At 44.0% G+C, this 22,420-nt stretch carries 22 protein-coding genes; 14 read left to right on the forward strand and 8 right to left on the reverse strand.

Going from position 1 to position 22,420, the window contains the following annotated elements:
• The first annotated feature begins 34 nt into the window (after positions 1-34).
• Entirely contained in the window at positions 35-958 is a 924-nt protein-coding gene (gene argF / locus AC5JPY_RS02000; RefSeq protein ID WP_493843063.1) for an ornithine carbamoyltransferase, read from the forward strand.
• Positions 959-1,095: 137 nt separating this feature from the next.
• Here argF and rpiA read toward each other — a convergent pair whose 3' ends face one another.
• Positions 1,096-1,755, reverse strand: coding sequence for a ribose-5-phosphate isomerase RpiA (gene rpiA, locus AC5JPY_RS02005; protein ID WP_493843062.1), 660 nt, complete (start codon positions 1,753-1,755; stop codon positions 1,096-1,098).
• Between the two features lie 285 nt (positions 1,756-2,040).
• Between rpiA and ilvA the strand changes: the two genes are divergently transcribed.
• The 7 genes from ilvA (at position 2,041) to AC5JPY_RS02040 (ending at position 8,338) form a co-directional block, all read left to right on the forward strand.
• Entirely contained in the window at positions 2,041-3,594 is a 1,554-nt protein-coding gene (gene ilvA, locus AC5JPY_RS02010; protein WP_493843061.1) for a threonine ammonia-lyase, biosynthetic, read from the forward strand.
• Between the two features lie 229 nt (positions 3,595-3,823).
• Positions 3,824-4,252, forward strand: coding sequence for an RNA-binding S4 domain-containing protein (locus tag AC5JPY_RS02015; protein WP_493843060.1), 429 nt, complete (start codon positions 3,824-3,826; stop codon positions 4,250-4,252).
• A 205-nt stretch (positions 4,253-4,457) separates the two neighbouring features.
• Entirely contained in the window at positions 4,458-4,955 is a 498-nt protein-coding gene (locus AC5JPY_RS02020) for a low molecular weight protein-tyrosine-phosphatase (protein WP_493843059.1), read from the forward strand.
• A gap of 201 nt (positions 4,956-5,156) precedes the next feature.
• The gene (murB, locus tag AC5JPY_RS02025) at positions 5,157-6,197 is read left to right on the forward strand and encodes a UDP-N-acetylmuramate dehydrogenase (protein ID WP_493844420.1); all 1,041 of its coding nucleotides are present in this window, start codon (positions 5,157-5,159) and stop codon (positions 6,195-6,197) included.
• Positions 6,187-6,975 carry a YdcF family protein gene (locus tag AC5JPY_RS02030; RefSeq protein WP_493851923.1) on the forward strand — a complete coding sequence of 263 codons (789 nt, stop codon included), beginning with the start codon at positions 6,187-6,189 and terminating at the stop codon, positions 6,973-6,975. Before murB ends, AC5JPY_RS02030 begins: the two co-directional genes overlap by 11 nt.
• A 125-nt stretch (positions 6,976-7,100) precedes the next feature.
• Positions 7,101-7,373, forward strand: coding sequence for a cbb3-type cytochrome oxidase assembly protein CcoS (gene ccoS / locus AC5JPY_RS02035; protein WP_319051934.1), 273 nt, complete (start codon positions 7,101-7,103; stop codon positions 7,371-7,373).
• Between the two features lie 86 nt (positions 7,374-7,459).
• Complete coding sequence (locus AC5JPY_RS02040; RefSeq protein ID WP_493843057.1) at positions 7,460-8,338, forward strand: sulfite exporter TauE/SafE family protein; 879 nt, start codon at positions 7,460-7,462, stop codon at positions 8,336-8,338.
• Between the two features lie 203 nt (positions 8,339-8,541).
• Here AC5JPY_RS02040 and AC5JPY_RS02045 read toward each other — a convergent pair whose 3' ends face one another.
• Positions 8,542-9,696 carry a DEAD/DEAH box helicase gene (locus tag AC5JPY_RS02045; RefSeq protein WP_443527150.1) on the reverse strand — a complete coding sequence of 385 codons (1,155 nt, stop codon included), beginning with the start codon at positions 9,694-9,696 and terminating at the stop codon, positions 8,542-8,544.
• Between the two features lie 277 nt (positions 9,697-9,973).
• Positions 9,974-10,189, reverse strand: a complete 216-nt coding sequence (locus AC5JPY_RS02050; protein WP_319051931.1) for a cold-shock protein — start codon at positions 10,187-10,189, stop codon at positions 9,974-9,976.
• Positions 10,190-10,605: 416 nt separating this feature from the next.
• On the opposite strand from AC5JPY_RS02050, the gene aroQ reads away from it, so the two are divergent.
• Entirely contained in the window at positions 10,606-11,142 is a 537-nt protein-coding gene (gene aroQ, locus AC5JPY_RS02055; protein WP_493843056.1) for a type II 3-dehydroquinate dehydratase, read from the forward strand.
• Between the two features lie 139 nt (positions 11,143-11,281).
• Entirely contained in the window at positions 11,282-12,583 is a 1,302-nt protein-coding gene (locus AC5JPY_RS02060) for an ABC1 kinase family protein (protein WP_493843055.1), read from the forward strand.
• A 53-nt stretch (positions 12,584-12,636) separates the two neighbouring features.
• Here the strand turns inward: AC5JPY_RS02060 and AC5JPY_RS02065 are convergent, their stop codons facing one another.
• Positions 12,637-13,467 carry an ion transporter gene (locus tag AC5JPY_RS02065; RefSeq protein ID WP_319051928.1) on the reverse strand — a complete coding sequence of 277 codons (831 nt, stop codon included), beginning with the start codon at positions 13,465-13,467 and terminating at the stop codon, positions 12,637-12,639.
• Between the two features lie 317 nt (positions 13,468-13,784).
• On the opposite strand from AC5JPY_RS02065, the gene AC5JPY_RS02070 reads away from it, so the two are divergent.
• The gene (locus AC5JPY_RS02070) at positions 13,785-14,534 is read left to right on the forward strand and encodes a YebC/PmpR family DNA-binding transcriptional regulator (protein WP_493843054.1); all 750 of its coding nucleotides are present in this window, start codon (positions 13,785-13,787) and stop codon (positions 14,532-14,534) included.
• A 75-nt stretch (positions 14,535-14,609) separates the two neighbouring features.
• On the opposite strand, the gene AC5JPY_RS02075 is transcribed toward AC5JPY_RS02070, so the two are convergent.
• Both AC5JPY_RS02075 and ftsY read right to left on the reverse strand, forming a co-directional pair.
• Positions 14,610-15,182, reverse strand: coding sequence for a methylated-DNA--[protein]-cysteine S-methyltransferase (locus tag AC5JPY_RS02075; RefSeq protein ID WP_493843053.1), 573 nt, complete (start codon positions 15,180-15,182; stop codon positions 14,610-14,612).
• Between the two features lie 52 nt (positions 15,183-15,234).
• Positions 15,235-16,146, reverse strand: coding sequence for a signal recognition particle-docking protein FtsY (gene ftsY / locus AC5JPY_RS02080; protein WP_319051979.1), 912 nt, complete (start codon positions 16,144-16,146; stop codon positions 15,235-15,237).
• Between the two features lie 760 nt (positions 16,147-16,906).
• Here ftsY and AC5JPY_RS02085 point away from each other — a divergent pair.
• The 3 genes from AC5JPY_RS02085 (at position 16,907) to AC5JPY_RS02095 (ending at position 20,253) form a co-directional block, all read left to right on the forward strand.
• On the forward strand, positions 16,907-17,059 hold the full coding sequence (locus AC5JPY_RS02085; RefSeq protein WP_493851924.1) for a hypothetical protein: 153 nt from the start codon (positions 16,907-16,909) through the stop codon (positions 17,057-17,059).
• 97 nt (positions 17,060-17,156) lie between these two features.
• The gene (locus AC5JPY_RS02090) at positions 17,157-18,647 is read left to right on the forward strand and encodes a M16 family metallopeptidase (RefSeq protein ID WP_493851925.1); all 1,491 of its coding nucleotides are present in this window, start codon (positions 17,157-17,159) and stop codon (positions 18,645-18,647) included.
• A 67-nt stretch (positions 18,648-18,714) separates the two neighbouring features.
• Positions 18,715-20,253, forward strand: coding sequence for a M16 family metallopeptidase (locus AC5JPY_RS02095; RefSeq protein ID WP_493851926.1), 1,539 nt, complete (start codon positions 18,715-18,717; stop codon positions 20,251-20,253).
• A 118-nt stretch (positions 20,254-20,371) separates the two neighbouring features.
• Here AC5JPY_RS02095 and AC5JPY_RS02100 read toward each other — a convergent pair whose 3' ends face one another.
• Both AC5JPY_RS02100 and AC5JPY_RS02105 read right to left on the reverse strand, forming a co-directional pair.
• A complete protein-coding gene (locus AC5JPY_RS02100; protein WP_443527158.1) occupies positions 20,372-20,959 on the reverse strand; it encodes a hypothetical protein in 588 nt (195 codons plus the stop codon).
• Between the two features lie 239 nt (positions 20,960-21,198).
• Entirely contained in the window at positions 21,199-22,182 is a 984-nt protein-coding gene (locus AC5JPY_RS02105) for a D-Ala-D-Ala carboxypeptidase family metallohydrolase (RefSeq protein WP_493851927.1), read from the reverse strand.
• Positions 22,183-22,420 lie beyond the last annotated feature (238 nt).

A 22,420-nucleotide genomic window follows, 5' to 3' on the forward strand; every position in this document is an offset into this window, starting at 1 on the left:
GTTTCACTGACTGCGATCGACTGCTAGGATTACTATGAGTTTGCGCCATTTTTTAACTTTATCTGATTTAACCAAACAAGAACTAGAAAACCTGATCAAACGTGCAAGCGAATTGCGTAAGATGCAACATGCAGGCGAGATATATCAGCCTTTTGTTGGTCGTACGCTTGGTATGATCTTTGAAAAATCTTCTACCCGCACCCGTATTTCTTTTGAAACGGGTATGGGGCAATTTGGCGGTAACGCTATATTTTTGTCACCCAATGATACTCAGCTCGGTCGCGGCGAGCCACTAGAAGACTCCGCTCGCGTGATTTCTAGCATGGTTGATATCATTATGATTCGTACCTTTGGTCACGAAAAAGTAGAAACCTTTGCTGAATATTCAAGCGTACCTATTATCAATGCATTGACCGATGACTACCATCCTTGTCAATTGCTCGCTGATATGCAGACGTATTATGAACATCGCGGCAGTATCGAAAACAAAATCGTCACTTGGGTCGGTGATGGCAACAATATGTGCTCATCATTCATGCAAGCGGCTAATCAGTTTGGTTTTGAGCTGCGCGTGGCAGCGCCTTATGGATTTGAGCCTGATCCAAAGCTTATGGAGCGTTTCTCACACTGTGTGAGCTTGGTAGAAAACGTCCAAGATGCGGCAAAAGACTCTAACCTCATTGTCACCGATGTATGGGCAAGTATGGGGCAAGAGTCAGAACAAAACACCCGTGCACGTCGTTTCGCCCCTTATCAAGTGACGCCGTCTCTACTGGACAAAGCCGACCCTGAAGTGGTGTTTATGCATTGCTTGCCCGCCCATCGCGGCGAAGAGATTTCACATGACATGCTAAACGATCCGCGCTCTGTCGTCTGGGATGAGGCCGAAAACCGTCTACACGCGCAAAAAGCATTGATGGAATTCTTGTTAAAAGACAAAATCAAACTAACTGCCTAGCCTAGGCCAGCCTGTAAAAAGCTAGTAAGGTAAATAATAAGATAAGTTATTAATACGTTCAAAAATAAAAAAGCCGTCCAGATTTGGACGGCTTTTCTATTTGAATAAAAGCTTGAGATTATATTCTTAAGACTGTATTAGCGTGTAAGTGTCGTCACGCCATTTGCCCCAGCTTTTAATAGCACATCCGCTTGATTGGCCGCAAAGATACCATTACAAACCACACCTACGATATTATTCAGCTCTTTTTCTAGCGCGATTGGATTACTGACATCCAAGTCATACGTGTCTAAGATAACGTTACCATAATCGGTGACAAAGTCTTCACGGTATACAGGCTCACCGCCCAATTTGGCTAATTGACGTGCGACATAAGAGCGAGCTTGTGGCAGTACTTCAATCGGTACTGGAAACGCGCGACCCAAGATCTCAACGCTTTTGCTCTCATCGACCATACACACAAACTTGTTAGAAGCTGCCGCGACGATCTTTTCGCGAGTCAGCGCACCGCCGCCGCCTTTGATAAGTTGCAAATGTTCATTAACCTCATCAGCGCCATCGATATAAATGTCTAACGTACCAGAAAAATTTAAATCGACGATTTCGATACCAAGCGCACGCAGCTTATCTTCTGTTACCTGTGAGCTGGCAACCGCGCCAGCAAGCTTTAGTTGCGGCAATAACTCAATCAAACAGTTGACCGTACTCCCTGTCCCTACCCCAAGTATCATATCGTCTTCGATATAGCTTAGGGCAGCGCGGGCCGCGGCTTGCTTTTGTGCTTGCTGATCACTCATCATAAATCCTTGGAAAATAAACGTATGGTCTTAAAAGAAGTAAAATGCGCGGCTATTATAACCGATGCTATTAACGGATGTTAGCGCAATCCTAATTCTAATGTATTGTCGTGCATTTTAGTCATGTGGTTTGATCATAGCTTACAGGTGTTGATCACACAGCTCTACGTCATACCTATTCGGGCATGAAACCCTAAGAAAACTGCAATTGAGTCTTGCAAGATACTCAAAATCAGCATAGGCTAATCTATTTCATTTTTATATTCATTCTGTTTAGGGATTACTATGCTGTCACACTGGGTACGAGCCATACTACAAGCCACCGTCTATGACGTTGCTATTCAAACACCACTTGAAACGGCGCCCAAGCTGACCCAACGTTTTACCAACGACATTCGTTTCAAACGTGAAGATTTGCAGCCCGTTAAATCATTCAAATTACGCGGTGCTTACAACCGTATTAGTCAATTAAGCGACGAGCAAAAAGCGCGCGGCGTCATCTGTGCTTCAGCAGGCAACCATGCACAAGGCGTGGCTTACTCTGCACGTAAACTGTCGCTAAACAATATCATTGTTATGCCAACCACTACCCCTGATATCAAAGTAGATGCCGTCAGAGCACTGGGCGGCAATGTGGACCTGCATGGTGATAGCTTCGATCAGGCAAACCGTTATGCGATTGATCGCGCTGAGCGTGAAGGACTCACCTTTATACCGCCTTATGATGATGAGTTGGTAATCGCAGGACAAGGCACTATCGGTCTTGAGCTGACCCAGCAGTGGCGCAATATGGATTATGTATTTGTTGCCGTCGGTGGCGGCGGTCTGATCTCAGGTGTTGCCGCATTTTTGGGAGAAGTGGCGCCACACGTCAAAGTCATCGCAGTAGAGGCTGAACAGTCAGCGTGCCTAAAAGCAGCACTGGAAACAGGTGAGCGCGTCAAACTTGAGCAAGTCGGACTGTTCGTTGATGGTGTGGCAGTCGCACAGATTGGTGAGTTGCCTTTTGACGTTGTGCGTACGCAAAAGAGCGATAACTCAGGTCCCATCGTTGAACCTGAAGTCATCACTTGTACCAATGATGAAGTCTGCGCCGCTGTCAAAGACATCTTTGAAGAAAATCGCAGCATCGTTGAACCTGCTGGCGCACTGTCAGTCGCTGGTATGAAAAAATATATCGAAGCCAATAACATCCAAGACAAAAACTGCGTCGGTATCATCTGCGGCGCCAATATGAATTTTGACCGTCTACGTTATATCGCTGAACGTACTGAGATTGGTGAGAAAAAGGAAGCTATCTTTGGGGTCACTATTCCTGAAACAACGGGTGCTTTCTTAAACTTCTGCCGCAGCCTACATGGTCGCAATATCACTGAGTTTAACTACCGTGCTGACAGCAAAAAATCACCAGACTCTATGGAACCTGCCTCTATATTTGTTGGTATTGCGCTAAAAGAGGGCGAAAAAGAGCGTCAAACCATCAGTGGCCAGCTGGCAGACGATGGTTATATCGCTCATGATCTGACCGATGATGATATTGCCAAGTCACATATTCGTCACTTGATTGGTGGTCATGCCAAGGTCGAAAACGAACAATTACTACAAGTAATATTTCCAGAACGACCGGGTGCACTGCTTACTTTCTTAGAAAAACTGGGTGATGACTTCAATATCACGCTTTTCCATTATCGCAATCATGGTGCTGCTGAAGGTCGTGTATTGGTCGGACTGCAAGCATCCGAGGGTAACTCACGCCAGCTACAAGATGCTCTCTTGGATATTGGTTACGACTGTACGACGGTCAATGACAACATTGGCTATCAACTATTCTTGAGATAATGCGTTCATGAAGTGACCCTCTAAGATTACTTTCCTCAAATGATTTACAAAAAGCGACCTTTCATATGATTGGTCGCTTTTTGCATTGTGATATTTAATCCTGAGTATCGTAATCATAGTTATAACCATAACCATAAAAATCAATTTTATAAAACCAAAGTCATAAATGCCCATTTGCAAATATCAAAGTTGCCCTAATATTATTTAATATAAAAACAAATGCAAAAGGATGATTATGAAGAAAAACACCGATACTAATAGTCAAGCTCTGGTCAAAATTCGTCTAGATAAATGGCTGTGGGCCGCAAGATTTTATCGTACCCGCACGCTCGCCAAGCAAGCGATTGAAAGCGGACGCGTACACTACGGTGGTAGTCGCGTAAAAACCAGCAAGGAGATTTCGGTGGGCGATGAGCTAACCATTCGCCAAGGTTCAGCGACCGCTATGACCGAAAAGACCGTCGTCGTCGAGGCGCTATCTGCACAGCGCGGTAACGCTAGCGCAGCTGAGGTACTCTATTCGGAGACCAAGGAGAGCGAGACGCGGCGCGCCTATTATGCTGAGCAGCGTAAACTTGCCAACCTCGCTCGCCCTGATAACAAACCCAATAAAAAAGAACGCCGTGATTTACAACGCTTTAAAAATAATCAGGATTGATATACGGTCACACCCATATTAGCTGCTTCCATAAACATAGACATACAGCCATTCTTTAATGACGCTATTGTCTAGTCTCTACCCTTGCCATTCAAGGTATTAAGCGTTACGCTAGTAGCTGATTTAATCAATGACATGCTAATAAAAGTCGCATTAATAATGCTAGACTCTTATAGCATGTTTTTTTGTTATAGAAGGTCATATTATGCTGATGAAAGCCTGTACTCCCTCTTCCATACTACTGGTTTGTTTGGGAAATATTTGTCGTTCACCCACCGCTGAGGAAGTTTTTCGTCAGCAAGCGGCCATTGCTGGGTTATCGATAAAAATAGACTCAGCAGGCACCAGTGACTCACATGTCGGTGATACGCCCGATGCACGTTCACAGCGCCATGCCAAATCTCATGGCTATAAAATCAATAAATTAGTGGCTCGCCAAGTTAGTGCCACTGACTTTCGAGATTTTGAGTTAATTTTGGCAATGGACTCACAGAATTTGGCTGACTTGCAAGCTATTAAAGACGGTATCACAGAGACAACGGACGACTTGGGCAAATTAGCACTATTCAGCGAAGAAGATCCTACCTATTGTGGCAGCGATGTGCCAGATCCTTATAAAGGGGAAAGTGATGACTTCGAAGAAGTAATCGAGCGCATCGAATCAAGCGCACAAGCTTGGATCGAGAGTTGGAAAGCCTGCTAGTCATAAAGTCTGTATTTCTACGACTTTTGCATGCGCTATCCTTTATAATGAACAGTTTGTCATTTGTTATTTATTTGCCATATAGGCTATGTTATGACCCAAGCTCTACGCCTTGATCTCGACGCTCAAACCACAACCACAACTGATTGCGCAGTGAGCGTACTGTCCAATCGTTCAGTTGATTTGTCCCATAGCAATACAATGGCACTGGCATGCGCGGCTGATTTTGCAGTGACGTTGACAGATGAGGCGCAGCTTGATGACTTTATGGCATCTAGTACCGAGGCTACGGCAGATGATCTTTCACTATTTGTGTTGTCTGGCGGTAGTAATGTCTTATTACCAGCATCGTTAAATGCGGTGGTCTTGCAGCCAAATATGCGCGGTATTCATGTGACTGCTCAAACCAAGCATTATGTAGATATTGAGGTAATGGCTGGTGAAAACTGGCATGATCTAGTTGTATATACAGTCAATCAAGGCTGGTATGGGCTAGAAAACCTTGCACTGATACCAGGTCTGACTGGTGCAGCACCAGTACAGAATATCGGTGCTTATGGGGTGCAGCTAGAAGACCGCTTACAGTATGTACGTGCGTATCATTTACCCAGCAAAACGTGGCACAATCTATCGACTACCGACTGCGATTTTGGCTACCGTGACAGTATTTTTAAGCGTGCGCCAAATACGTGGCTAATTAGCCGTGTGGGGTTTAGACTACATACCGACCCAACCAATACTCTAGCCAGCTATGGCGATGTCCAAACCGTGGCGCAGCGCTATGCTGAGCAGCAAGATCGCAAGCATCCTACTCCTATTGATGTGATGCAAGCGATTATAGAGATTCGTCAGCAGAAACTGCCAGACCCCAAACAGCTGCCAAATTGTGGTAGTTTTTTTCAAAACCCTATCATTGATCAATCTCAATTTATAGCACTGCAAGCAACCTATCCTGCTATCGTTGGTTACCCAATGCCCGATGCTATGGTCAAAGTTGCTGCAGGTTGGCTCATCGAGCAAGCAGGTCTAAAAGGTGGCGGTATCACGCCTATTTTTACGCATAAGCAGCAAGCACTTGTACTGACCAATCATGCCCCTTACCAGGCAACGCAAGCAGATGTGGCAACCGCCCAGCACTACATCGCTAAGCTTGTATATGAAAAGTTTGCTATTCAGCTATCACGTGAGCCAGTTTGGGTAAATGCTGATGGCTCGATTGGACACGCTGAGCATGTGGTTTAAACAATCATGGTCTAAACGCTTGTGGCGAAACTATTTACGTTCAGCTGAACGAATGCTCAAGCTGTTTCGCATCATTAATATTACTTTTATACTAGGCTCGACGTCTATTATTTTAGTATTGATTAGTTTGTTCACCCCCCTATTTTCGCAAGCGGTTGTTTACGTCTTTGCACTGCTACCCCTACCCAAGATACCGCCTATCGCTACAAGCTCCCCGCCTACTGCTTACGTGGTGCTAGGTGGTGGCCTAACCAATGACAATAACAATCAAATCATTCTCAATCGCTATAGCCTGAATCGTGCACGCACTGCTGCAGGCGCTTATCACGATCTTCCTTTACCTATAGTACTCAGTGGTGCTGAAGCGCCTTGGCTCGGACAGTGGCTGATTGAGCATGGTATCGATGGGCTAATAAGTGAAAACGCCAGTATGAATACTTGTGAAAATGCACGCTTTACGGCCAAACGGATTCCGCTACATCACGTTTATCTTATTACCGATAGCTATCATATGGCACGTGCCCGCAGGCAATTCGCTTTGAATGGCATCAACAGCACACCGCTAAGCGCGCCATTGCCAGTTAAGCGCGACTGGATGAAACCTGCACAAAACCTTACTCACTCACGGCGCGCAGTCTATGAAGTCGCCGCCTACCTGCGTGATGTGATACGGCCACAGATGGACTGTCGCCTCGCCGATGATGTGACTTCGCAGCAGTTGATGACGCCAAGAGGTCGTCCGACAAAAGAGTCTGATGAAATGAAGCCTGATGAATAAGTCTCGACACGGTCATATTGCTGGCTTGCTACTGTCTAAGAGCTTGCACCAATCACTACGGATCATCCCATACCTCTGAGATGGGTGTATAATAATAAAAGACACTGCTATTTAAGAGATTCGCCATGCTCAGTATATTTTTATTAATTCCGCTAAGTCTTATGCTGTTTGTGGTTGCTATTTGGGCAGTGCGTTATGCGGTAAAATCAAATCAGTTTGAAGATTTGGACAATGCATCACAGCGTATCATATTAGATGACCGTCAAGAGCGCAGGCAAACCATGCATGCTCATGATCACTCAACGCAGCCTCAAACATCTGAGGAGCCAATAGCGTTAGATGACAATGTTGACACAGACGGGGTTCATTCTAATAGAGATACAAGCCCAAAAAACTAAACTTCATTCATACATTATGATGATCTTTCGTTAGACCATAACCGTGCCTGTAGACACAGCATGTATAACTTTTAGGAGAGGTGTCCATGACTATAGCTTTACTTGTTGCAGCGTTGCTGATGGGGTTTTTTGGCTCGCCGCATTGTTTGGGTATGTGTGGCGGCCTTGTGACAGCATTCGGTCTGTCTATGAAAGACGTTAGCCCCACCAAACGCCGCGCTTTGGTTGCCACCTATCATCTTGGGCGTCTGACCAGTTACGCTTTGCTGGGTTTGGTCGCAGGCTTTATTGGTATTACCTTGTTAGAGCCGCTAATGAAAGGCAATAGCATGCCGCGTATCTTACTGGGCATGATACTCGTTTTTGTCGGTGCGACCATGCTAGGCGCACCATTTTTGACCAAGCTTGAACGTTTTGGTATGCGTTTTTGGCAGTACTTAAGCCCGCTTCGTCAAAAGGTATTTCCACTCAATACATTTCCGCGAGCACTCACTGCTGGTCTGCTATGGGGATTTTTGCCTTGTGGCTTAGTGTATGGTGCTCTACTGATTGCTGTGGTCGCTCACAATCCACTAAGCGGAGCGGCATTAATGTTCGTGTTCGGCTTAGGGACCATACCGATGCTGGTGGCAACGCATGAAACCGTCGGCTGGTTACGTGACAAGATTGGTCGTTTTCGTCTAAGACAGCTAAACGGCGCGATAATGGTGCTCTCAGGGTTGGCGGTGGCTGTCGTCCCTATCGCTATGACAAGTATGCATGGCGGACACGGAGGTGGTCATGCACAAATGGATCATGGTAGCCACTCTACTATGATGTCTGAGACAGACATCCATGACATGAGTCAAATGGATCACGATATGTCCAATATGGATCATAGTATGCATGATATGGATATGGAGCACGATCCAGACATGGGGCATAATACGGATGATGACACTGCGTCTATGCATCATGCCCATTGATTTTACATCTGTATCAGAATGATATTTGATTGCATTATTTGCATAAATAGCTATTAGTCGTTATGTAAAAGCAATCGCATAAAAAGCCCTCGATATCTGCGTGATATCGAGGGCTTTTATTTTGCATTAGGCTTATTTTTCATTAGGTTTATTTCTAACGCTACTTATTTTTAATGATCTAAGTAGTTTTCAACTCATAGCAACTATTCTTGCCACTGTTCAAGCGAAAATTTAGTCTCTAAATGCTTCTCTAGTGCTGGTATGTTAAACGCATCATCTTCGCTAACAAAGCTGATACTAATACCAGTTTGTCCAGCACGGCCAGTACGACCAATACGATGCACGTAATCATCTGGCTGATCAGGTAAGGTATAGTTGACCACGTGACTGACATCATCAACATGTATACCGCGCCCTGCAACATCCGTTGCTACTAGAATGGAAGCATGACCATCCTTAAAACGCTGCAAATATTTCTCACGTTTTTGCTGAATCACATCACCTGACAACATAACAATCTTATGGTCTTGACGCAGTTTGTGATAAAGACGCTTAACTTGGTCTTTACGATTGGCAAACACAATGACTTTTTCAACAGTTTTATCGCTGATAATACGCTTTAGGGCTTCTAACTTCTGATCTTCTGTCAATAAGTAAAAATGCTGATCAACCAACTCGCTGGTCTTGTGCTCTGGTTCGATTTCAACGAACTGTGGCTCATGTAACCAGCGATAGGCTAAGTTCATGACATCTTGGTTAAAAGTGGCAGAAAACAGTAAGCTTTGACGATCAGTATTAGCCGGCATACGGCCTACTAGGCGTTTGATATCAGGAATAAAACCCATATCTAGCATACGGTCTGCTTCATCTAGTACCAACACCTCTACTCGGTCAAGATAGACCATGCCTTTATTGGCAAGATCAATCAGACGACCTGGCGTTGCTACCAAAATATCAACGTATTGACGCTCAAGCTCATGCTGCTGAGTTTCGTAGTTCGTACCGCCCATAATACAAACACTATGCAGTGACGTGTACTTGGTCAATGCTATACAGTCATCAAATATTTGCTGAGCAAGCTCACGTGTCGGCGCCATAACCACTGCACGTGGCTCACCCAAATAGCGCTCTTCATCGGTAGTAAAGGGACGCTTGAGTAACGCCTCCATAATGGTCAGCAGAAATGTTGCTGTCTTACCTGTACCCGTCTGCGCCTGTCCGATAGCGTCTTGATTTGCTAGTGTATGCGGTAGGATTTTTGCTTGGATAGGGGTTAGTTCCGTAAAACCCAAATCACTTACTGCACGCAAAGTCGCGGTTGAAAGCGGCAAATCAGTGAACGTTGTAAAATTACTCAAAAAAATATCCTTTTAAATTTATTGATTGTATCTCACCAATCACAAGTCAGCTCACGATAAATCTCTATGCTGCTACAAGCGTGACCAGTAATGATAGCCACGTTGTCTCTATAAATAACTGTCAGACATATAGGCACAAAAAAAGCCAAGCCCGACACCTGACCTACCAAATATGCTGCCGTTAACTCAACATGGTAAGACAAGATGGGCTTGACTCAGTAGTATATCAGTAGTTCGTACAGACCTTATAACTAAACCGTTTAAATGTCTGAATAGATTACTCTTCTAACTTTCTGACTTCTTCAGCTTGAAGGCCTTTATCACCTTCTACCACACTGAACTCAACTTTTTCGCCATCCTTCAAAGAACGATAACCATCACCCTGAATCGCGCGGAAATGGACAAAAATATCTTCTCCGCTGTCACGTTGAATGAAACCAAAGCCTTTTGAGTCATTAAACCACTTAACGATACCTTGCTCACGAGCTGACATAATATTACTTCCTAAAAAAGTCCGCTTAGCCCCAAATTCCTTTGCAACATTGCATATAAACGGGGTCTAAGATTATGAAATCAAAAACTTAAGAGTACTGCTCTCACTACAGTCATCTTTGTATTGCTTGTACAAAAAACAGTTTTTTTGAACAACCTATCCTTTGTACTCACGACTGTAACAAACTTGCAATGTTTATTGCATAAAAAATATCATAGCACGGGTTTTTAGCAACATAAAGACTTTTAACACGCTTTTTAATACCTAATTTAATTTTTTATATAATTTTTTTATAACCCGTTCAGCAAGCTGTTATGATAAATGGATAGCGTCAATCAGCTTATACAAGCTTATTACGTAGAAACTTTCCCATTGCAATAGATCATTCACATTTTTCAATAGCGACAGAGAGTATTATGACGTCCTCCTCTTCATCTCTTAAATCTCAAAAAACGGCTTACCAAGATACTAACCAGACACTTACCCGTAGACTGCTATTGGTTAATGGTGTCAATTTAAACTTACTGGGCAAGCGTGAACCTGAGATTTATGGTTATATGACATTAGCAGATATCGAGCAACGCCTGGTTGAGCGGGCAGCCAAATATGGTGTTACGCTGGTGTGCATACAGTCAAATCATGAAGGCGATCTGGTGGATCAGATCCAACATCATGGCTTACTCACAGACAAAACTGACCAAGTCGATGCAGTGATTATCAATCCTGCTGCATTTACCCACACTTCTGTAGCCATACGTGATGCGCTATTGGCCACACAAAAACCATTTATAGAAGTGCATTTGTCAAACGTGCATGCGCGTGAGCCTTTTAGGCATCATTCTTATCTGAGTGATGTTGCTGTGGGTGTGATTTGTGGTTTGGGTCATATGGGCTATGAGATGGCACTCGACTATTGGCTACGCACTATTTATGCAGATCAGATAAACACTTAATGTGCTGCTCGTTGTTTATCGATCTCTTTATGTATACTGTCAATCTCTTCTTATCTTTCACACAGTAGTCAAACAGTAATTGTCTGATGAAAATAATAGAATTACAGCTGAGCACACAACCCACTATATGGTGATATGAATGGCAAAAACGTCCGGAAAGCGCTTTATGAAACTCGCTGGTATGACAGCAAGCATCGCCGGTAAAGCCGCTAAAAACTCATTTAAGCACCTCTCAAGCGATGAAGAAAAGCGACTGCAAGCTCGTTCAGACTTGATGCAAGATGTGGGTGTTCAGATTGCCGAAACTTTAGGTGAGATGAAAGGTGCGGTGATGAAAGTAGGACAGATTGCCTCACAATACAAAGATGTGTTTCCACCTGAGGTTGCCACTGCTCTAGAAAAGCTCCAAAAAGATGCCCCGCCAATGCCCTATGCGCAGATACGTGCGCAAGTCGAACGTGAACTCAACGCGCCTATGCCAGAGTTATTCAGTGAGTTTGACGAGACGCCATTTGCCGCAGCATCTATCGGACAAGTGCATAAGGCCGTTTTGAGCTCTGGTCAAAGAGTGGTGGTCAAAGTCCAGTATCCTGATGTTGATGAAAACTGTGATAGTGATCTCAAACAAGTTCGCATGGCGCTAAAAATTGCCGGCGTACTCAATATGAGCAAGCAATTACAAGAGCAGCTTTTTAATGAGATTCGCCAAAGCCTACACGATGAGCTTGACTACGTTAAGGAAGCACATAACTTACGTGTGTTTGGTGCTTTTCATGCAGACGATGAAGGACTTATCATTCCTAAGGTTATCAGTAGCCATTCTTCCAGACGGATTTTGACTTTGACAGAAGAGATGGGAGAAACACTGACGGTTGCCGCAACGTGGGACAATGATATAAAACAAAAAATAGCCGAGCGTTTGTTTCACTTTACCGCAGGACAGCTATTTGGCTTGTACCGCATGCATTGTGACCCACATCCAGGTAACTTCGCCTTTCGTCATGACGGTAGCGTAGTTGCCTATGATTTTGGCGGTATTCGTAGCTATAGCGATAGCGAAGTCCAACTGTTCCGTCGTTTCGCAAGACATGCTATCAAAGGCGATGTGACCGCACTCGAGCAAGACCTTGTCGCTCTAGATATTCGCCGTGAAGATGACAAAAACATCCCCGGTGAGTTCTATGAAAAATGGCTATCGATTGGCCTAAAACCTTTATCCATTAGCCCTTATCAAGAAGGTGCCTTTGATTTTGGCAGCAGTCAGATACATCATGATGCTATTGCCCAAATGCGCACGTCATTGAAATACTTTGGACAGTTTCAGCCTTCCGCCACAACGATGATGTTGGATCGTACCATATCAGGACAGTATTGGAACTTGGTCAATCTAGATGTCGAAATCGACCTATCACCACTCGTTGACGAATACATTGAAGCCTAATGAATCAGCTTAACGGTTGCTACACAACTGGTTACTGGCTACAAAATTGCTCACTAAATATGTAACGCATGACCACAGCGATCGCAAAAGTCTGCGCCTACGGCATGTCCAAATTTACCGCAGTTGGGGCAAGTCACTGGATTGAGCTGTGGACGCATATTACGAGCAAGCTCAGAGGTAAAGATACCTGTCGGTACCGCAATAATCGAATAACCTGTGATCATGACCATGGTTGCGATTGCCTGCCCTAGCGGTGTCTTGGGCGACATATCACCATACCCAACTGTCGTCATCGTGACGACTGCCCAGTAGATAGACAGTGGGATACTGGTGAACCCATTCTCAGGCCCTTCTACCACGTAAATAATGGAACCAAAGATAGTCACAAGCAGTACAAGTGATAAGAAAAATACCGTAATTTTCTGTTGACTGGTCCTTAGTGCAGAGGCCAAAAAACCAGCCTGTTGCATGTATGCTTTGAGCTTGAGTACACGGAATATACGTAAAATACGCAATACTCGTATCACCAGTAGATACTGTACGCCCACAAACATCAAACTCAAATAACTCGGCAATACAGACAGTAAATCCACTATACCAAAGAAACTAAACGCATAGCGTAAGCGGTTGGGTGCTGAGAACAGTCTTAGCACATACTCAATGGTAAACAGAATAGTAAAAAACCACTCCGCATAAAAAAACAAGGTGCCATATTGCAAGCGCATATACAGCACACTATCAAGCATGACAACAGCAACACTGGCCAAAATCGCAATCAGCAAAACAATATCAAAAAGCTTACCCGAGCGGGTATCTGTCCCTTCGATGATGATGTGTATGCGGTTACGCAAGTGTGTCAGAGCTTCGGCAGTGGGTTGCTTCATAGAATCAGTACTTTATAAAATCAATGGCTTGATAGCACTCAATGATTTAAAATGTGATGGATAAGGGCAAGTTGGTCAAGACGGCTAAAACTGGTTTATAATATCGCTCACTTATCATAGTGAGTACAATCTATAAGTTGCCACAGTGTAGCAAAAAAGCACCTTTAACAACATACAAATCGTTAACGTGCTAGTAGCGCTACTACCTCAAGCAGACAAAGTAATGATAGTATGGAATCAGACAATCACATACTAAAGAGTGCAACTATAATTCTTTTTACCCACAAAAAATAATACGTAGAATCTAAGGATGTTATATGGCAGGCCATTCAAAATGGGCAAATATTAAACACCGCAAAGCCCGTCAGGATGCAGTAAGAGGCAAGATATTTACCAAAGTTATCCGTGAAATCGTCTCAGCAGCCAAACAAGGTGATCCTGATCCTGATAAAAACCCACGCTTGCGTGCCGTTATCGAAAAAGCCCTATCGGTCAACATGACTCGTGACACGATCAACCGTGCTGTCGACCGTGGTACAGGCGGCGGCGATAACGAAAATATGGAAGAAGTCAGCTACGAAGGCTACGGTGTTGGCGGTGTGGCGGTACTTGTCGAGACCATGACTGACAACCTCAATCGTACGGTAAGTGAAGTCCGTCACGCTTTTACCAAATGTGATGGCAATCTTGGTACATCAGGCTCAGTGGCTTACCTGTTTACCAAACGCGGTGAGATCACTTTCAATGATGTAAGCTTAGAGGATGAGGTGATGTTAGTAGCACTAGATGCTGGCGCCGTTGATATCGAAAACGATGGCGAGAGTTTGCTTGTCATTACTGAATGGGAAAGTTTCGGTAAAGTCCAAGATGCTCTAAATGCGGCTGGTCTTGTTTCTGATAATGCTGAGGTGACTATGTCGCCATCTACCACGGCTGAGATCGATAATGTCGATGATGCTGAAAAGATCATAAAAATGATTGATATGTTAGAAGATGCCGATGATGTGCAAGAAGTTTATACTAACGTGAATTTCTCTGCTGATGTCATGGCGCAGCTTGAGGCATAATCTGATTAGCAGTCTAAAAAAAGGGCCAAATACTGATGTGTTTGGCCCTTTTTTCTATGGAAAAAATAAATAAAACTACTTTTTATACCATGCATTTTCAAGCGCTAGCAAATATTCCTTTTTATCCAGCCCGCCTGTATAGCCACCAAGCTTGCCATCGCTCGCAATGACACGATGACAAGGAACGATGATACTAAAAGGATTCTTACCGTTAGCCTGCGCGACCGCACGGAATCCCTTTGGACTGTTGACACGCTGGGCGAGTGTGGCATAGCTAATGGTTTTGCCATACTCAATACCCTGCAGTGCCTGCCATACTCTTTGCTGAAACTCAGTACCCATAGAAAAATCCAAAGGTAAATCCAGTGTCTTACGCTTACCAGCAGCGTAATCTTTGAGTTGGGATATCGTTTCTATTAACAACGCTTGAGCAGGTTCACTCATGCTTAGGCTATTACTATCTATAAAGGTGAAATCGTCATCTGACATACCGTAATACTTTTTGATTTTAGGGACAGATTTTGAGCTATGCCATGAGTTACCTGCCAGCAGCCAGTTGGCTTCAACGAGCACAGGCTTACCATTCTCATTGACACGAGCAATCAGTGTGAATCGATGTAACCCAACAGTTGCAGTAGTAACGATCATGGCGTCTACTTCCCTATTCTTTTAAAAATAATTTACCAATTAACTGGCTCTCTTATTCTTTATCGTCGGTCTCAAACAAAGCGGCGACAAATTGTTTTGGACTAAAGGCGCGCAAATCATCAATAGACTCACCCACACCAATGTAGCGGATAGGCACATCTGTCGTCTCAGCGATATTGAATACCACGCCCCCTTTAGCAGTGCCGTCCAGTTTGGTAATGGTGATACCCGTCAGAGGTACAACCTTGTTGAATAACTCAACTTGATTGATGGCGTTCTGACCTGTACCAGCATCGAGTACGATCATACCTTCATGCGGTGCGCTGGGATCAGCCTTACGCATCACGCGTACGACCTTCTCTAATTCTGCCATCAAATGTGTCTTATTCTGTAGACGACCAGCTGTATCGGCTATAAGGACATCGATATTTTTGGCTTTGGCAGACTGCATGGCATCAAAGATGACAGAAGCACTATCAGAGCCATGCCCTTGCGCTACGACTGGGATATCATTACGCTCACCCCAAATTTGCAGCTGCTCGGTGGCTGCTGCACGGAACGTATCACCTGCTGCTAGCATGACTGACTTACCTTCACCCTGTAAGCGCTTGGCAAGTTTACCAATGGTTGTTGTCTTACCCACACCATTAACGCCAACCACTAAAATAACAAATGGTTTTTTGCTGGTATCAATGACCAACGGCTCAACTTTAGGCGTCAAAATATCAACCAGCTCACTTTGTAAGGCTTTATATAATGAGTGTGCATAGATCAGATCACCGCGAGCAGTCTGCTCGGTGAGGCTCTTAATGATACGGTTGGTCGCGTTGACCCCAATATCAGCAACCAACAATTGATCTTCGACCTCTTCTAACAGCTCATCATCGATCTCTTTACCACCGATAAGAATACTGACCATGCCTTCGGCCAAGTTTTTACGTGACTTACTGAGTCCCGTTTTCATACGGTTAAACCAGCTGCCTTTTTTCTTATTCTCTTGCGGCTCTACTGGTTCTTCTACTGGCTCTTTTGGACTATCAGTTTGTATACTGCTGCTGTTAGTTGGACTCACGCTTGGCGTGTCTCCCAACTGCTCTTGCAATGGCATGGTGGGTACGGTTGACACGGTATCAGAGTTGTTTGCAACATCTGTCTCTGTGACACTCGAAAAGCTTTCAGAATCTCCTTTAGGTACGTTATGCTCTTCAGTCATAATGATTGGCGTGGCCAAAGCAATATTTTCTTCTGCATCGTTATTTGAGATGTCTTGGATTGTCGTACTGTCCTCGAGTACAGCTGCGCGCTCAGAATCATCAACGATGGGCACCGATTGCACCGGTAGACTGGGTAAGGTAATATCATCGTCATCTAAGTCATCAAGACCATCATCTAAGTTAATGACTACGCGGTTGTTATTGTTTGGGTTATTCATAATTTTGCCCTAAAAGTTATCATTATCAGTTATTTGTTCATTGTAGATAAATTTATATGTCTTTATACGCTTATGAGCGACGTGACAATGAGTTTCAGCCTATTTTAGCATAATTAAAGTCGTGCTCAGCCCTTACCATAATAGACTATCGTTAAAATATATCTGCTCTAAAAGTCACTCAAAAATTTTAGAAAGTTTTGCTTAAGGTTTGGACACAAAATTCTGACTTGTAACTTGATAGACTTCGCCTACTCTACCAAGACTATCAACGACTCTTTATTAGGAAATGCTCATGTCTCTACTATCTAAGCACTACAAAAGCATCACCAATATCAGTGCGGCTATTTTATTAACGACAACGGTACTATCTGTGGCAGGCTGCAACACCACACAAGAGTTTAGACCCACAGCTAGTGTCATGGTAGGCACTCAAACCTCTTTATGATGCCCATTATCACTATGACTCCTTAGCACTACGATTCATTATTACTATAACTGTCGTCATTCTCTTTAGTCATCATTTTATATAAGTAGACCATACCATGCCATTGCCTTTACCACTACCGATCAACCCATTACGTATTGCTTGTGCCTTGGCGATAGCAGCGTCACTGACCGCCTGTCAGACCAGTACGATGCCTACTAACCCTATAGCCAGTGCTACCAATTCAGTCGCGGCAAATGGTACGGGGCAACCTAGTTCAGACACAAGTCAAGAATCACAGCCATCCGCACTGGCAATGGACATGTCAGGTCGACATGAGTATCAGTTAGAAAACGGTCTAAAAGTAGTTATAAAAGAGGACCACCGTGCCCCAGTCGCCATGACACAAATCTGGTATCGAGTAGGCTCGGCAGATGAGCCAACTGATAAGGGAGGTATCTCACACGTGCTTGAGCATATGATGTTCAAAGGAACCACTGATGTATCAAGTGACGATTATGAACGGTTGATTGCCAAATTTGGCGGTGTCAACAATGCCTTTACCAGCTATGACTATACGGGGTACTACGAGCTGTTTCCTGCTAACCGCATGCCTTTGGCTTTAGAGCTTGAAGCAGATCGCATGAAAAATCTGACTTTCGATGATAAAGAGTTTGCCAAAGAGCATCAAGTCGTTATGGAGGAGCGCCGTCAACGTACTGATGACAATCCACTTGCCAAAGCTTACGAGTCATTTCGCCTGCTAGCACTACCTGACAGTCCGAAGGGTGAGTCTGTCATTGGACCGATGAGTGAGCTTGAATCAATCAAACTCTCTGATTTAACAGACTGGTACAAGACATGGTATGCACCCAACAATGCCACTTTGGTCATCGTTGGTGACGTACAACCACAAGATGTGCTCGCGCAAGTCAAACGCTATTTTGGCACGCTTGCACCAAGCGACGTACCTAAACGTAATGCTGTCACTCAAAAGGGCTTTCGAGGGTATCAAAAAGTAGAGTCTGAGCAGGCCGTCCAAGTGCCTGTTCTCTTAATGGGTTACAACGTGCCTAGTTTGGTGACGGCAGGCGCAAATGACGAAAAACAGGCATATGCCCTCTCCCTTGCTCAAGACGTACTCGACGGTGGTCTATCTGCACGCTTAGAGAGCCGACTGATACGTGAGCAAGGTCTGCTAACTACCGTTGGTACTTCTTATGACTTACTCGATCGCGGCGATGGACTATTCTTAATTCAGGCAACACCGCGTGAAGGTGTCAGCTTAGAGCAAGCGCAGCAAGCCATAACGTCAGAAATAGAAAAGCTCAAAACAGATCCCATTGCTGCCGATGAAATCAGCCGCGCTAAGACCAATACGGTCACAGGCTTGGTTTATGCGCAAGATAGCATGGAGGGACAGGCACGTATGATAGGCTCGCTACAGTCTATTGGTTTAGATGATAGATTGCTTGCCAAGCTACCAACCAAACTCGACAGTATCAGTGTCGATGACATTCAGGCTGCCAGCAAAAAATACTTGGTTAAGAACAACCTAACGGTAATGCATATCGTGCCACCCAAAGAGAAGCAAAACCAAGCAAAGTAACTGCTATCTATCATCAAACGTCTAATAAAAATGACAACAAAAACGTATTCTTAATAAGAAGAACATCATGATTCAGAATAAGTATGACTCTCAAGTAAGACAGAAAATATCAAGTGCTAGCTCATTGAAAAAATGGTCATATCTTAGCACCAGCCTCGTACTTGCTTTGGGTATATTGACTACTACAGCTCAAGCTGGGACAACAGGTGCTGAAGATTACCGCGTACCTGCTGCCGTCGATGCCAGTGCGCCTATTGCGGCACTGTCTAAGCTGACTAGTATTGATAACGCCGAACCTCTAAAAGTAACCGTACCAACAATCCAACAATTCAAGACTAAGGCTGGCGTCCCTGTAAAATTCGTAAAAACCACCGCCTTGCCCATCGTCGATATAGACCTGCGCTTTAACGCTGGTAGTGCGCGTGACGGTAGCATCAACAAAGATGGTTTTGGCATCGCCAACATGACAGCGACAATGCTTGAGCAAGGTACCACGAGTTTAGATGAAAACGCATTCACGCGAGCCGTTGAAACTTTAGGCATCAATTTGAGCAGTAGCGCGTACAAAGACATGTTTATTGTTTCACTACGCAGCTTATCTGATGAAGAGCATCTGCTACCTGCTGTTGACTTGATGACGCAGATGGTGAGTGAACCTACGTTTAATGATGATGTTCTAGCACGCAACAAGGCACGACTACTGGTTGGTTTACAGCAGCAAAAACAAGACCCTAACAGCCTTGCAAGCATTGCTTTTAATAATGCATTGTATGGCAACCATCCTTATGCGCACCCCTCGGTCGGTACACTCGAGAGCGTGCCTAACATCCAAAAGCAGCAGTTATTAGACTTCAAAAATCGGTATTTAGTGACAGCAAATGCTTCTATCGCTATGACGGGCAATTTGACATTAGTCCAAGCGAAACGTCTGGCTGAAGAGATCACCACCAAGCTGCCTACAGGACAGGCCGCAGCAGAATTACCTGAACCCAAACCCCTTACTACAGCGCAGCATATACACATCCCATTCCCAAGCACCCAAACCACTGTCCTAATGGGTCAACTGGGTAGTAAACGTGCAACCGATGCTGTGGCCCAGCAGCAGCAAACCAACTTTGCAGTTGGTAACGAAATCATGGCAGGCAGTGATTTTAATGCGCGGCTGATGACTGAGATTAGACAAAACCTAGGTTATACCTATGGTATTTCAGGTTCGATGAGTCCGATGCTAGCAAGAGGTCCTTATCAGATTGGGTTTTCGACGCGCAATGATAAGGCGCGCGCGGCGATCGATGCAAGCTTAGGAGTTATTAATAAGACACTAGAAAAAGGTGTCACGCAGGATGAGATGCGCTTGACAACAGACAACTTAAAAAATAGTTTTCCAATGGGCTTTGCAAGCAACGCAGGTATTAACGGCTTGTTAGGAATGATGAATTTTTATCAATTGCCAAATAATTACTTGGCTGATTATACCAATCGTATTGATCAAGTCACGCTTGTAGAAGTGAATAAAACCATGCGTGATACGCTAAAGCCTAATGATTTTCTGATTGTAACTGTGGGACAAGATGACCCTTGGAAAGATAAACCAGTGAACAAATAGATTATTTAGGAACATATACAAATCAATCACGTCAGCTATGAAGAACAGGAAACACATCCCTCATAGCTGACGTTTTAGAACTCAAAACACTGCGATACAAAGCTCATGGTAGACGCTGCTATAAGTACGCGTTATCAGAAATGGTCATTGCAACATCATAACTGAGGTCTTTGGGCTTATGGGTTGCTCCGTTATAGCTCAATCGAATGATATGCTTGTCATAAGACGTTACCTGGTAATCTCCATTAGCAAAGTTATGCAGCGATGGAACTATCAGTAATGCCTCGATTTGACGACTGTTAGTTGCTACTGAAATGCTTTGACCATCTCGCGGGTATAGAAAATAGTCGCAATAGTCGTTTACCATGACTTCTGCAAGGCGCTCAATGACCTGACTGCCATGCCCTTCTTCTATTAGCTTCGGACAGACATCAGAGCGTTTTGATGCCAAACGTGCATAAGAGTTTTTAATACCGTCTTCAATATTTTTAGAGTTTTTTTCAATATTATTACGGCTGATTGTATTCTTATCTGTGACCGATGAGCGGCTGTCAGAATGCGTTTGTGGGCTGCAGGCACTAACAAGTAATGCGGATAAAAATGCCGTACCTACTAACGCGCCATACATATATCTTGAACGAAAAAAGCCTTGGTTCTTATTATTTGACTGACTGTACTGTTTAAGTGTCGCGCGCTGCTTTGTCATAAACCCTGCTTGTGATAACGTAATCTTCTTCCTTGAAGAGCGACAAGGATACAAAGATAGGTAAGAAAAGTACTATCATTAAAGCATAAACCATAAATACCAAACAAATTTTCAGTGAACTTATGCGTCTAGCTTATCGTTCTATATCTACTTTTATCCTAGAACTTATCAGCGCTATATTATAACGTCTCTATCTACTTTTACCATGTAAATCTAGGTTTTTATCTGCTAATTATTTGCTAGTAACGGCAAGAAGAGCTGCTACTTGCATGGTTGAAGCCCCATTTACGATAACCATCTGTGTCGAGATGGATGGCACCTGTAGAATACAACCCTAGACCGAAGTTATAGGCTTGACCTTGATATTGCCAAAATTGACATAATCCATCTTGCATAGTACTAAGACGCCATAGATTATCTTCATACTCTGGCACCCAAACATCTATCGCACTAGCATTCATATGTTTACTACCATCTGCACCGCCTGCACAGTCATTGAGACCAGGACTGCGGTATACCGAACGTATCTCAGTGCTCGGTGGCAGTATCCCTTGGTTTTTTAATTCGCTATATAGATGTAGTGTCGGTACGATATTCGACCACAGCTCTTGCGGTGGCAATTGATAGGGCTCATAACCGCATTTCTGCCAGCTACGCGCTGTGGTCAGTAGCTGAGACAATGGCGGTACATTTCGCGCCCCTACGCGCGAGCTCAGATAGCTTTGGTACTCTGCCACCTGCCTAGCACGGTAACTGTTACTATTGAGCCATGCATTGAAATCCATGCTGGTAAAGTCGTTATAAGCGCTATTATAAGTATTGCTTGCTGTGCTGTAGCTATTATTACTGTAGGTTGTATTGTAGATGGGCTGGCGGCGGTTGATACTGACGCGTTTGCTTTCTTCAATAGATATGCTGGCATCAATATTGAAATCACGCTGCTTTTGTGCAATCAAGCTTTGCATACTATCGCCACCTGATGAGTTTCCCCCATTCGACTTAGTCCCATTCAACATAGTCACGCCGGGACGCTGGTTGGCAACATTATTAGAGGGCGTGATATAGGCATTACTACTGTCACTATTACTCTGACGCACTACGATACGGCGCTCACTATTATCACTTATAATAGCGGCATGTACACTGACACTGCTTGCAAAGACAATTAGTGCCATAATAGACTGGCTAAACTGCCTACGGTTATGGTTGTTTGATTTTATCATTGCAGGAATCTACCGCTAAAAACGTTTTATCGATACTATCAAATTTTCAGCAAGCAGGCTAAACTATCGCCTCTAATCTGAGGCATGCTATTCGTAATTAACACTTATCCTCATAATCTTTATAATTATGTGACTTTATTGCCTAGATGTTAAAAATCGACTCACTGTTTTTTCTATAGTTTCTACTAAAATAGATAAACCACAGTCTTATCAGACATTTTAGACGACGTCTCCCTCT

This window comes from Psychrobacter sp. H27, assembly GCF_059072655.1.

What these genes read in the sequence shown, in the direction of transcription:
- AC5JPY_RS02100 (WP_443527158.1), bottom strand. Translation starts at nt 20,959, where the DNA reads ATGACAAAGCAGCGCGCGACACTTAAACAGTACAGTCAGTCAAATAAT.
- AC5JPY_RS02085 (WP_493851924.1), top strand. Translation starts at nt 16,907, where the DNA reads ATGTCTCTACTATCTAAGCACTACAAAAGCATCACCAATATCAGTGCG.
- AC5JPY_RS02075 (WP_493843053.1), bottom strand. Translation starts at nt 15,182, where the DNA reads ATGATCGTTACTACTGCAACTGTTGGGTTACATCGATTCACACTGATT.
- argF (WP_493843063.1), top strand. Translation starts at nt 35, where the DNA reads ATGAGTTTGCGCCATTTTTTAACTTTATCTGATTTAACCAAACAAGAA.
- AC5JPY_RS02060 (WP_493843055.1), top strand. Translation starts at nt 11,282, where the DNA reads ATGGCAAAAACGTCCGGAAAGCGCTTTATGAAACTCGCTGGTATGACA.
- AC5JPY_RS02095 (WP_493851926.1), top strand. Translation starts at nt 18,715, where the DNA reads ATGATTCAGAATAAGTATGACTCTCAAGTAAGACAGAAAATATCAAGT.
- AC5JPY_RS02090 (WP_493851925.1), top strand. Translation starts at nt 17,157, where the DNA reads ATGCCATTGCCTTTACCACTACCGATCAACCCATTACGTATTGCTTGT.
- AC5JPY_RS02050 (WP_319051931.1), bottom strand. Translation starts at nt 10,189, where the DNA reads ATGTCAGCTCGTGAGCAAGGTATCGTTAAGTGGTTTAATGACTCAAAA.
- AC5JPY_RS02065 (WP_319051928.1), bottom strand. Translation starts at nt 13,467, where the DNA reads ATGAAGCAACCCACTGCCGAAGCTCTGACACACTTGCGTAACCGCATA.
- ilvA (WP_493843061.1), top strand. Translation starts at nt 2,041, where the DNA reads ATGCTGTCACACTGGGTACGAGCCATACTACAAGCCACCGTCTATGAC.
- aroQ (WP_493843056.1), top strand. Translation starts at nt 10,606, where the DNA reads ATGACGTCCTCCTCTTCATCTCTTAAATCTCAAAAAACGGCTTACCAA.
- AC5JPY_RS02030 (WP_493851923.1), top strand. Translation starts at nt 6,187, where the DNA reads ATGTGGTTTAAACAATCATGGTCTAAACGCTTGTGGCGAAACTATTTA.
- murB (WP_493844420.1), top strand. Translation starts at nt 5,157, where the DNA reads ATGGCACTGGCATGCGCGGCTGATTTTGCAGTGACGTTGACAGATGAG.
- ftsY (WP_319051979.1), bottom strand. Translation starts at nt 16,146, where the DNA reads ATGAAAACGGGACTCAGTAAGTCACGTAAAAACTTGGCCGAAGGCATG.
- AC5JPY_RS02020 (WP_493843059.1), top strand. Translation starts at nt 4,458, where the DNA reads ATGCTGATGAAAGCCTGTACTCCCTCTTCCATACTACTGGTTTGTTTG.
- AC5JPY_RS02040 (WP_493843057.1), top strand. Translation starts at nt 7,460, where the DNA reads ATGACTATAGCTTTACTTGTTGCAGCGTTGCTGATGGGGTTTTTTGGC.
- AC5JPY_RS02015 (WP_493843060.1), top strand. Translation starts at nt 3,824, where the DNA reads ATGATTATGAAGAAAAACACCGATACTAATAGTCAAGCTCTGGTCAAA.
- AC5JPY_RS02070 (WP_493843054.1), top strand. Translation starts at nt 13,785, where the DNA reads ATGGCAGGCCATTCAAAATGGGCAAATATTAAACACCGCAAAGCCCGT.
- rpiA (WP_493843062.1), bottom strand. Translation starts at nt 1,755, where the DNA reads ATGAGTGATCAGCAAGCACAAAAGCAAGCCGCGGCCCGCGCTGCCCTA.
- AC5JPY_RS02105 (WP_493851927.1), bottom strand. Translation starts at nt 22,182, where the DNA reads ATGATAAAATCAAACAACCATAACCGTAGGCAGTTTAGCCAGTCTATT.
- ccoS (WP_319051934.1), top strand. Translation starts at nt 7,101, where the DNA reads ATGCTCAGTATATTTTTATTAATTCCGCTAAGTCTTATGCTGTTTGTG.